The 8,400-nt window shown below is 68.9% G+C and carries 10 protein-coding genes; 4 read left to right on the top strand and 6 right to left on the bottom strand.

The annotated features are described in order from the left end of the window. Positions 1 to 73 precede the first annotated feature (73 nt). Together AB0I53_RS40040 and AB0I53_RS40035 are read right to left on the bottom strand one after the other, a co-directional pair. Positions 74 to 1,114, bottom strand: a complete 1,041-nt coding sequence (locus AB0I53_RS40040) for an MBL fold metallo-hydrolase (protein ID WP_358614275.1) — start codon at positions 1,112 to 1,114, stop codon at positions 74 to 76. 358 nt (positions 1,115 to 1,472) lie between these two features. Beyond that, complete coding sequence (locus tag AB0I53_RS40035; RefSeq protein ID WP_358614274.1) at positions 1,473 to 2,081, bottom strand: TetR/AcrR family transcriptional regulator; 609 nt, start codon at positions 2,079 to 2,081, stop codon at positions 1,473 to 1,475. Between the two features lie 695 nt (positions 2,082 to 2,776). On the opposite strand from AB0I53_RS40035, the gene AB0I53_RS40030 reads away from it, so the two are divergent. After that, positions 2,777 to 3,166 carry a DoxX family protein gene (locus AB0I53_RS40030; protein ID WP_358614273.1) on the top strand — a complete coding sequence of 130 codons (390 nt, stop codon included), beginning with the start codon at positions 2,777 to 2,779 and terminating at the stop codon, positions 3,164 to 3,166. Positions 3,167 to 3,231: 65 nt separating this feature from the next. On the opposite strand, the gene AB0I53_RS40025 is transcribed toward AB0I53_RS40030, so the two are convergent. The 4 genes from AB0I53_RS40025 to AB0I53_RS40010 all read right to left on the bottom strand — a co-directional run bounded on the left by AB0I53_RS40025 (position 3,232) and on the right by AB0I53_RS40010 (position 6,540). Further along, a complete protein-coding gene (locus AB0I53_RS40025) occupies positions 3,232 to 3,660 on the bottom strand; it encodes a MaoC family dehydratase (RefSeq protein ID WP_358614272.1) in 429 nt (142 codons plus the stop codon). 3 nt (positions 3,661 to 3,663) lie between these two features. Further along, complete coding sequence (locus AB0I53_RS40020) at positions 3,664 to 4,125, bottom strand: MaoC family dehydratase N-terminal domain-containing protein (RefSeq protein ID WP_358614271.1); 462 nt, start codon at positions 4,123 to 4,125, stop codon at positions 3,664 to 3,666. 40 nt (positions 4,126 to 4,165) lie between these two features. Next, positions 4,166 to 5,329: an acetyl-CoA C-acetyltransferase gene (locus AB0I53_RS40015; protein ID WP_358614270.1), complete on the bottom strand. Its 1,164-nt coding sequence runs from the start codon at positions 5,327 to 5,329 to the stop codon at positions 4,166 to 4,168. Between the two features lie 371 nt (positions 5,330 to 5,700). Beyond that, complete coding sequence (locus AB0I53_RS40010; RefSeq protein WP_358614269.1) at positions 5,701 to 6,540, bottom strand: SAM-dependent methyltransferase; 840 nt, start codon at positions 6,538 to 6,540, stop codon at positions 5,701 to 5,703. Between the two features lie 201 nt (positions 6,541 to 6,741). Here AB0I53_RS40010 and AB0I53_RS40005 point away from each other — a divergent pair, with 201 nt between their 5' ends. The 3 genes from AB0I53_RS40005 (at position 6,742) to AB0I53_RS39995 (ending at position 8,283) form a co-directional block, all read left to right on the top strand. Next, positions 6,742 to 7,638 (top strand): helix-turn-helix transcriptional regulator, encoded by an 897-nt coding sequence (locus AB0I53_RS40005; protein ID WP_358614268.1) that lies wholly within the window; start codon positions 6,742 to 6,744, stop codon positions 7,636 to 7,638. Between the two features lie 110 nt (positions 7,639 to 7,748). Continuing rightward, complete coding sequence (locus AB0I53_RS40000; RefSeq protein WP_358614267.1) at positions 7,749 to 7,982, top strand: DUF397 domain-containing protein; 234 nt, start codon at positions 7,749 to 7,751, stop codon at positions 7,980 to 7,982. Next, positions 7,966 to 8,283, top strand: a complete 318-nt coding sequence (locus AB0I53_RS39995) for a hypothetical protein (RefSeq protein ID WP_358614266.1) — start codon at positions 7,966 to 7,968, stop codon at positions 8,281 to 8,283. The genes AB0I53_RS40000 and AB0I53_RS39995 overlap by 17 nt, the downstream gene beginning before the upstream one ends. Positions 8,284 to 8,400: the final 117 nt, after the last annotated feature.

The raw sequence follows: 8,400 nt of genomic DNA, 5'->3' as shown, positions 1-8,400 counted from the left end.
GCAGGGTGGCGATGTCCGGGTGGTTGCTATAGCAGCCCAAAAGACTCACGGCCGCCGTGCGGCATCCGCAGGCTCAGCCTTCGCGCGGAACCGCGTACTCCACCACTCCGTCCGTCGCGGACGAGGTCAGGATTCCGCGGGTGACAAGGACATCCAGGTGCGCGCTGGTCTCGCCGACGGCGAGCACCTGGTTGAACAGGTCGAGGTCGAGCAGCTTGCGGTTGCGCCGGGTCCAGCCGAGTTTCAGCGCGGCCTCGTAGGCGGTGCCCGCCCCGTCGCGGATCGCCTCGGCCGTCTGGTCCAGCCGTTCTTCGTGGTGCTGGAGCAGTTCCGCGGACCGGGCGTGCGAGCTTCCGCCCGTAGGGCCGTGCGCCGGCAGCAGCCGCATGTCCGGGTAGGACTGCATCAGCCGCAGCGAATCCAGGTAGTCGCCCAGCGGGAGTTCGGCCCGCGCCGGTTCCACGCCGATGGACGGCGTGATGTGCGGCAGGATGTGGTCGCCGGAGAACATCAGCGACGACGCGGAATCCAGGAACACCACGTGGCCCCGGGTGTGCCCCGGCGTCGGCACGGCGAGCAGGGTCCGGGACTCCAGGGGGATCTCGACCTTGCCTTCCAGCCACTCGTCAGGGAGTTCGTAGCTGCTGCGGGACTTCGGCGCCTTCCCGCCGTACGCCTCGGCGAGCTTGACGAGCAGCTCGTCCGCGCCCCAGCGCCGCAACCGCTCCGCCTCGGCCTCCTGCCGGTTGGCCAGCAGCGCCTCCATGGAGGGCTGTTCGCCCGCGCCGAGGCTGATCCGCGAGCCGAAGTTGCGGCGCAGCGCGACGGCGAGCGTGTAGTGGTCGCGATGGGCGTGGGTGACCAGGAAGCGCTGCACGTCCTCGAAGCCGTAGCCGAGCTCGCCGAGCGCCGATTCGAGCTGGTCGCGGGCTTCGTCCAGGGCCCAGCCGGAGTCGACGAGCACCAGGCCGTCGCCGTCTTCGATGGCGTAGACGTTGACCGCGCGCAGCCCGTCGTTGGGCAGCGGCAGCGGAATCCGGTGCACGCCCGGTGCCACCTCGAACACCCCCGAGTTGATCCAGGCGTGCCGTGCTTCTGCCGCACCGTCGTTCACCGTTGACCTCCAGCCATCCGCACCCACTGCTCCTGCGAGGGTAACCCGGGGCTCCGAGGCGCCGGGCTGCTTCCCCGCTCCCCGAAACCAAGGCGAAACAGTTCCGCCTGGTCACGACTCGTGAGTGTTTTGGAGTGCCATAGCGCTCCAAAACACTCACGGGCGATCACCTGCGGAATCGCTCCGCATCACACCGTCCACTAGGGACGGTACAGTTCCGCGCAACGTTCCGGCGGGCGCCAAGTTCTCGCTGACTTTCACAAAAGCGCGCGAAACTTCGTCGGTCTCATTTGGACACATTGAGCCGACACGGGCGCTGCTCAGCCCGACGATGTGGTCGTCGCACGCATCGCCGCCGTCACCCCTGCGACACGATCCCGTCGCACAGGATCTTGATGTACTGATCCGCGATGGCGTCCGCGGTGAGCTTTCCGCGCGGGTCGTACCAATGCACCGCCGTCCACACCATGTCGCGGATGAAGCGGTAGGTCACCTTGGCGTTGAGGTCGTCGCGGAACACCCCGGCGCGCTGGCCGTCCTGCAGCAGGCGCGTCCAGGTCCGCTCGAACTCGTCGGCCGCCTGCTTCAGGTAGCCGAACCGCTCGGACTCGGCGAGGTACTTCGACTCGTTCTGGAAGATCGCGATCGCCGCCCGGTGCTGCTGCATCGCACCGAAGGACCGCCGGATGAGCTCGGTGATCGCGGCGCGCGGGTCGCTCGCCTCGCGCAGCACCTGCTCGTTTGTCTCGCGCTGGGCGTCGAGGAACTCGCGCAGGATCTCGTCGACCATCGACTCCTTGGAGTCGAAGTGGTGGTACAGGCTGCCGGAGAGGATGCCGGCGGCGTCGGCGATGTCCCGCACGGTGGTGGCGAGGAAGCCGCGGGTGGCGAACAGCTCGGCGGCGATGGCCAGCAGTTCGGCCCGCCGCTCGGAGCCGCGGGTGGACAAGCGCTTGGTCGAAACCACGAAGCCATCTTCGCAGAACGCCTCCGGCAGCACCGCCGGAGACCTCGGAACGGGACGTTATCACAGGTGATCGAAGGTTTGCGGATTCGACCATGGTGGAGCTCCCGGCGCGGTGGCGGATCGCCGGTTCAGGCTCGGCGCCCCCGCTCCGGCCACATCCATCGCAGGCTTGCCCAGCCTGCGGTGGAACGTGGGACCACAGCAGCTTGACCACCGAGAACTCCGGTCCGGGCCGGGCGGGCCACCACCACCGAGCCCGGCAGCTCCGCCCCTGAAGTTCCGCGCCGAGGGATGATGGATCGACCGCACCGCGCCTTCCTCGCCGATTCCCGCGCGCCCGATCGCTAAGCCTGGCGAAACGCAGGTAGCGCGATCGAACCTTGATGCTCGCTCACCCGCTGGGAATTCTTGGAACGGCTCATCCCGGCGCCCGAGCAACGGTGCCGCCGTCGGGACGCTCGCCACGAGTCGATCTACGAACACCGGCCGGATCGTGGCGGGCGAAGGGCAACGCCCGTCCGAGGCCGGAATCGGACCGAACCAAGATCGCATCCGTCGGGGTTGCCGCCCGCACCTACCAGGTCGCGCGGACGGCCCGCCCACGACGACACGGAAGAAGGCCGACCCTCATGACCACCAACTCAGACCGCCGCAACGGCTCGCAGGCCGGCAACATCGCCCTGTGGGTGCTGTAAGTGCCGGCCGCCGCGGTATTCCTGTTCGATACGTACGGAAAGCTTCTCGGCGACCCGCTGGTAGTGGCCGCACTCGACGCCATGGGCTTCGGTCAGTGGTTGCGCTACTTCGTCGGCGTCGCCGAGCTCGCCGGCGGTATCGGGCTGCTCGTGCCGATCCTGTCGGGATTGGCCGGTTCCTGCCTGGTCGCGCTCATGATCGGCGCGACCGTCATCACCGTCGTCCAGGCCCAGGGCCAGATCGTGATGGCGGCGTTCCCGGCCGTCACGCTGCTCGTCGTCGCCATCATCGCCTGGGGACGGCGCGACCGCACCATCCGGCTGCTGCAGCGATCCACCAGTCGCACGGAGCGCGACGACGCGCGAGAGGCGGTGATCACTGCGTCCTGACCGAATGACGCGGCAGGTGCCTGTTCCCGTTGCCGGGTACGGGCACCTGCGGACCGGATTCCCGGTCAGGCGAGTTGGACGACGGCCTTGGCCTTGGCCAGGACTTCGACGTCCCCGGAGGTGGCCGCGAGCTCGATCACGGCCTGCTTGTCGCCGAGCTTCTCCGCCACCCGGCCCGCGACCACGACCTCGACCCCTTCGTCGTCGTCCGGGACCACGACCGGCTTCGCGAAGCGGACGCCGTACTCCAGCACCGCGCCCGGGTCTCCCACCCAGTCCGTGACGAGCCGGGCTGCCTCGGCCATGGTGAGCATGCCGTGCGCGATCACGTCCGGCAGTCCCGCCTGCTTGGCGATCCGCTCGTTCCAGTGGATCACGTTGAAGTCACCGGAGGCGCCGCAGTACTTCACCAGCGTCAGGCGCCGAATCGGATAGCGCTCGGGGCCGATCTCGGTGCCGACCTCGACGTCGTCGTAGCGCACGCTCGCCGACATGCCTCACTCCCCTCCGGCCGCGGTGCCCCGCGACACGATGACGTTCACCGCGGTGCACACCAGCTCGCCGGCGGCATCGCTGATGTCGGTCTCGATGCGCACCAGCTCGTTGCGCCCGGCGTCGCGGATCTCCGCGATCCGGCCCGTCGCGGTGAGCACGTCACCGGCCCGGATCGGCCGCCGGTAGCGGAACTTCTGCTCGCCGTGCACGACCATCCGGTAGTTGAGGCCGAATTCGGGGCGCAGGATGGGATTGTTCGGCGACGCGGCGCCGGCCGCGACGATGCCGAAGGTCGGCGGCGCGATCACGTCGGGATGCCCGAGCTCGCGAGCGGCTTCCGGGCTGCGGTAGGCCGGGTTGTCGTCACCGATGGCGTCGGCGAACTCGCGGATCTTGCCGCGCGTCACCTCGTACGGTTCGCCGGAACCGAAGGTATGCCCGACGAACTCCCGGTTGATGGCCATGAAACTCCTCCCACACCGCCGAAATCCGTTCGCGCCTGTCTCAGCCGAGGCGTTCGATGATCGTCACGTTCGCCGTGCCTCCGCCTTCGCACATCGTCTGCAGGCCGTAGCGGCCGCCAGTTCGCTCCAGTTCCGCCAGCATCGTCGTCATCAGCTTGGTTCCGGTCGCGCCCAGCGGATGGCCCAGGGCGATCGCGCCGCCGTTGGGGTTGACCCGCGCCGGGTCGATGTCGATCTCCTTCAGCCAGGCCAGCACCACGCTCGCGAAGGCCTCGTTGATCTCCACCACGTCGATGTCCGAGGCGCTCAGCCCGGTCTTCGCCAGTGCGTGCCGGGTCGCCGGGATCGGCGCCGACAGCATGAAGACCGGGTCGTCGCCGCGCACGCTCATGTGGTGGACGCGCGCCCGCGGCGTCAGGCCGTGGTCGGCGACGGCCCGTTCGGAGGCGACCAGCAGCGCCGAGGCTCCGTCGGAGATCTGGCTGGCCACTCCGGCGGTGATCCGGCCGCCGTCGCGCAGCGTCTTGAGCCCTTCGAGCTTCTCCTTGCTGGTGTCGCGGCGCGGCCCCTCGTCGCGCTCGACACCCGCGATCGGCGCCAGCTCCTCGTCGAACCGGCCGGCGTCGATCGCCTCGATCGCCCGCCGGTGGCTGGTCAGCGCGAATTCCTCCATGTCCGAACGGGAAATGCCCCACTTCTCGGCCATCAGCTCGGCGCCGCGGAACTGCGTCACCTCCACGTCGCCGTAGCGGTCCTGCCAGCCCGCCGAACCGGAGTTCGGGCCGTAGGCGACCGGGAACCCGAGCTCCGCCGCGCCCAGCAGCGCGCTGCCGATCGGGATGGCGCTCATGTTCTGCACGCCGCCGGCGATCACCAGCTCGGCCGTGCCGCTGAGCACCGCCTGGGCGGCGAAGTGCACCGCCTGCTGGGAAGAACCGCACTGCCGGTCGATCGTCACGCCCGGAACGTGCTCCGGGAATCCGGCCGCCAGCCACCCGGTGCGACCGATGTTGCCCGCCTGCGCACCGACCGCGTCGACGCATCCCCACACCACGTCGTCGACCGCCGACGGGTCGATCCCGGTGCGGGCCACCAGGTTTCGCAGCATGTGCGCGGACAGGTCGGCCGGGTGGATGCCGCTGAGCCCACCGCCGCGCCGGCCCACCGGGGTCCGCGCCGCGTCGATGATGTACGCCTCCGCCATGGCCGTCCTTTCGTCGCAGGCGCCGGCCCGGCTGATCCGGGCGAGACACCAGCCGGACAGGCACGATCCGCTGGACACCAGCGGCAGCCGGAGTCTAGCCGAACAAGCAATCGTTTGGTAGGAGTCCGAGCGGGGCGGACCTCGGTTCCTGTTCCTGAACTTGGCTTTGCCCTTGAAGCGGCGCAGCCGCTTAGCCCACCTACGCAACCGGCACCGCAGCTGGTTCTCAGACGTCGCCTGGCGAGGACAGCCCCGAAGCCGCGTATTGGACATACACGAATCGGGAATCCCACAGTCCAGACGACGGCCGTAACTCCCGCAGGGGGCCGCTACCCGCACCGCCACGCAAAACGAGTCCTCCAGACAGTTGTTCAGGGTTTGCGGCCTACCGCCCCTGCGATGCAGTGCTGCACCGGGTAGAGCGGGTTCAGCTTCGGGCCGGTAGGCCACCAGTCCGCGCACTTCACGAGGCCCGGGTCGATGAGCTCTAAGCCCGGGAACATCGCCTCGATCTCGGCGCGGGTGCGGAACACCCCGGTGCCCATCGGGCTGTGCAGGAACGCCTGCTCCATCCGCCGGGCCAGCTCGCTGTACTCGTCGGTCTCCGGGTCGAGGAAGTGGCTGATGGCCACATAGGACCCCGACGGCAGCGCTTCGATGTACTCCCGCATGATGTCGGCCGGTGGTCGCTCGCCGTCGTAGTGGTGCAGCGTGCCCATCTGGAACAGCGCGACCGGCTCCGAGAAGTCCAGGTGCCGGTTGACGACCTCGTCCTGCAGGATCCGCGCCGGCTCGAAGATGTCGGCCGGGCTGAAGTGGGTCTGCGAGTTCTCCTCCAGCAACGCCCGGCCGTGGGCGAGGACGACCGGATCGTTGTCCACGTAGACCACCCGCGACTCGGGCTTGATCCGCTGCACCACCTGGTGGGTGTTCTCCGCGGTGGGCAGGCCGGATCCGCAGTCGAGGTACTGGGTGATCTCCGTTTCCGCGGCGATGAACCGGCTGACCCGGATCAGGAACTGGCGGTTGTCCCAGGCCAGCTGCGCGGCCTCCGGCGTGACCTCCCGGACGCGCTGGAAGACCTCGCGGTCCACCTCGTAGTTGTCCTTTCCGCCGAGGAAAGCGTCGTAGACGCGGGCGATGCTGGCCTTGCTGGTGTCGATGTGGACCGGGGTCGCTTCGCCGTCGGACGTGGTGAGGTCAGCTGCCATGGTCTCCTCGCTTACGGGTGATGTCGGGTGCCTCGGGGATTGCACAGCGTACGAGCTTCGTTTCGGGGAGTAAACGTTCGGCGTGCTATCAATGTGAGCCCGCGCAAGTCGATCTTGACCGAACGAGTGGATCGCTCGGTGCGGGTGCATCCACCGCGGCGGTGCGAGAATCGGGCGGAAATTCGACCAGGAGGTGCGGCGATGACTCGGGGAGCGACTGCGGGATCCGCCGACGGCGACGCGACCGGGCCGGACGGCAGTCCGACGGCCCGGCGCATCATCCTGGGCGCGCAGTTGCGCCGGCTGCGGGAGGCCGCGGAGATCCTGCCCGCCGAGGCCGCCTACGCCATCCGCGGCTCGGAATCCAAGATCAGCCGGATGGAGCTGGGCCGGGTCGGCTTCAAGGAACGCGACGTCGCGGACCTGCTCACGATGTACGGCGTGACCGATCAGGGCGAGCGGGAGCACTTCCTCCGGCTGGTCTCCGAATCCAGGCAGCCCGGCTGGTGGAACCGGTACGCGGAGGCCATGCCGCAGTGGTTCCAGGACTACGTCGGGCTCGAAGGCGTCGCCGCCCGGATCCAGACCTACGAGCTGCAGTTCGTGCCGGGCCTGCTGCAAACCGAGGACTACGCGATGGCGGTCGCGAGCTCGGGGCACCCGAAGCTGGCCGACGACGAGACCCGGCGCCGGGTCTCGCTGCGCATGAAGCGGCAGCGGCTGCTCGCCCGCCCGGACGCGCCGCGCCTCTGGGCGGTCATCGACGAATCCGTGCTGCACCGGCCCATCGGCGGCGCCGCCGTGCTCCGCGCGCAGATCGGCCACCTGCTGGAGATGACCAAGCTGCCGAACATCGCGCTGCAGGTGGTGCCGTTCTCGCTCAGCGGGTACGCGGCGGAGGGTTCGTTCACCATGCTCCGCTTCAACGAGCCCGAACTGCCGGACGTGGTCTACCTGGAGCACCTGGGCGGCGCGCTGTACCTGGACAAGCGGGAGGAGATCGAGTGGTACGGCCGGACACTCGATCGGTTGATGGTGGACGCCCGCACTCCCGAGCAAACCCGCCAATTGCTGCGAAAAGCCCGCGAAACGCTCTGAGACCGAAATAGTTCGAGTACGCACAGTGATCGCGCATGTGCACAGAGCTGTGGTACCGTCCGGCGCAATGGCGAATGCAATTGCATGTGCAGTCGACCGAGGGAGATCTGATGAGCGGTCAGTTCGAGGTCCCGGTCTCCGCGATCGGCAGCGTGACCTGGCAGAAGTCGCGCCACAGCGGTAAGTGGGGCAACTGCGTCGAGGTCGCCGCACTGGACGACGGCACCATCGCCATGCGCCAGTCGCGCCAGGCGCACGGCACCGCGCTGATCTACACCCGAGCCGAGCTGGCCGCTTTCGTGCGCGGCGTCAAGGACGGTGAGTTCGATGACCTCGTCAGTTGAGGACCAGGACGCTTCCAGCATCCGCCTGCGAATGCTCGTGGCGCGGGGCTTCCGACTGATGCCGCCGGTACGGGACACCGACGGTGAGCTCCTGGCATTGATCTACGTACGCCCGCACGGCGACATCGTCGACGTGGTCGAGCTCCGCGGCGAGGACGACGTGCGCGCCGCGCGGGTTTCCCGCGGGGCCGACCTCCGGGACCACCGGGGCGAGGCGAAATGGCGCACGGCCGGTTCGGCGTGCGACGTGCTCGACCAGGTCCTCGCGCTCCCGGAACGCCTCATCACGGTGCACGCCTGACCTTCGGCTTCCCGCGCTCGTGAGTGTTTTGGGCTGCCATGGCAACCCAGTCAGGAACACCACGACGGCGATCGCCGGTCCGGTGACCGCCGCCAGCCACGGCCACGGCCACCACAG

Source organism: Saccharopolyspora sp. NPDC050389, assembly GCF_040655595.1.
Lineage (GTDB): Bacteria > Actinomycetota > Actinomycetes > Mycobacteriales > Pseudonocardiaceae > Saccharopolyspora.
The sequence above is the reverse complement of the archived record's forward strand: the minus strand, read 5'-3'. Positions and strand labels throughout refer to the sequence as shown.

Coding starts and splice junctions, on each gene's coding strand:
- AB0I53_RS40025 (WP_358614272.1), bottom strand. CDS start 3,660: ATGTCGGCGAGCGTGCGCTACGACGACGTCGAGGTCGGCACCGAGATC.
- AB0I53_RS40020 (WP_358614271.1), bottom strand. CDS start 4,125: ATGGCCATCAACCGGGAGTTCGTCGGGCATACCTTCGGTTCCGGCGAA.
- AB0I53_RS40015 (WP_358614270.1), bottom strand. CDS start 5,329: ATGGCGGAGGCGTACATCATCGACGCGGCGCGGACCCCGGTGGGCCGG.
- AB0I53_RS40010 (WP_358614269.1), bottom strand. CDS start 6,540: ATGGCAGCTGACCTCACCACGTCCGACGGCGAAGCGACCCCGGTCCAC.
- AB0I53_RS40005 (WP_358614268.1), top strand. CDS start 6,742: ATGACTCGGGGAGCGACTGCGGGATCCGCCGACGGCGACGCGACCGGG.
- AB0I53_RS40000 (WP_358614267.1), top strand. CDS start 7,749: ATGAGCGGTCAGTTCGAGGTCCCGGTCTCCGCGATCGGCAGCGTGACC.
- AB0I53_RS39995 (WP_358614266.1), top strand. CDS start 7,966: ATGACCTCGTCAGTTGAGGACCAGGACGCTTCCAGCATCCGCCTGCGA.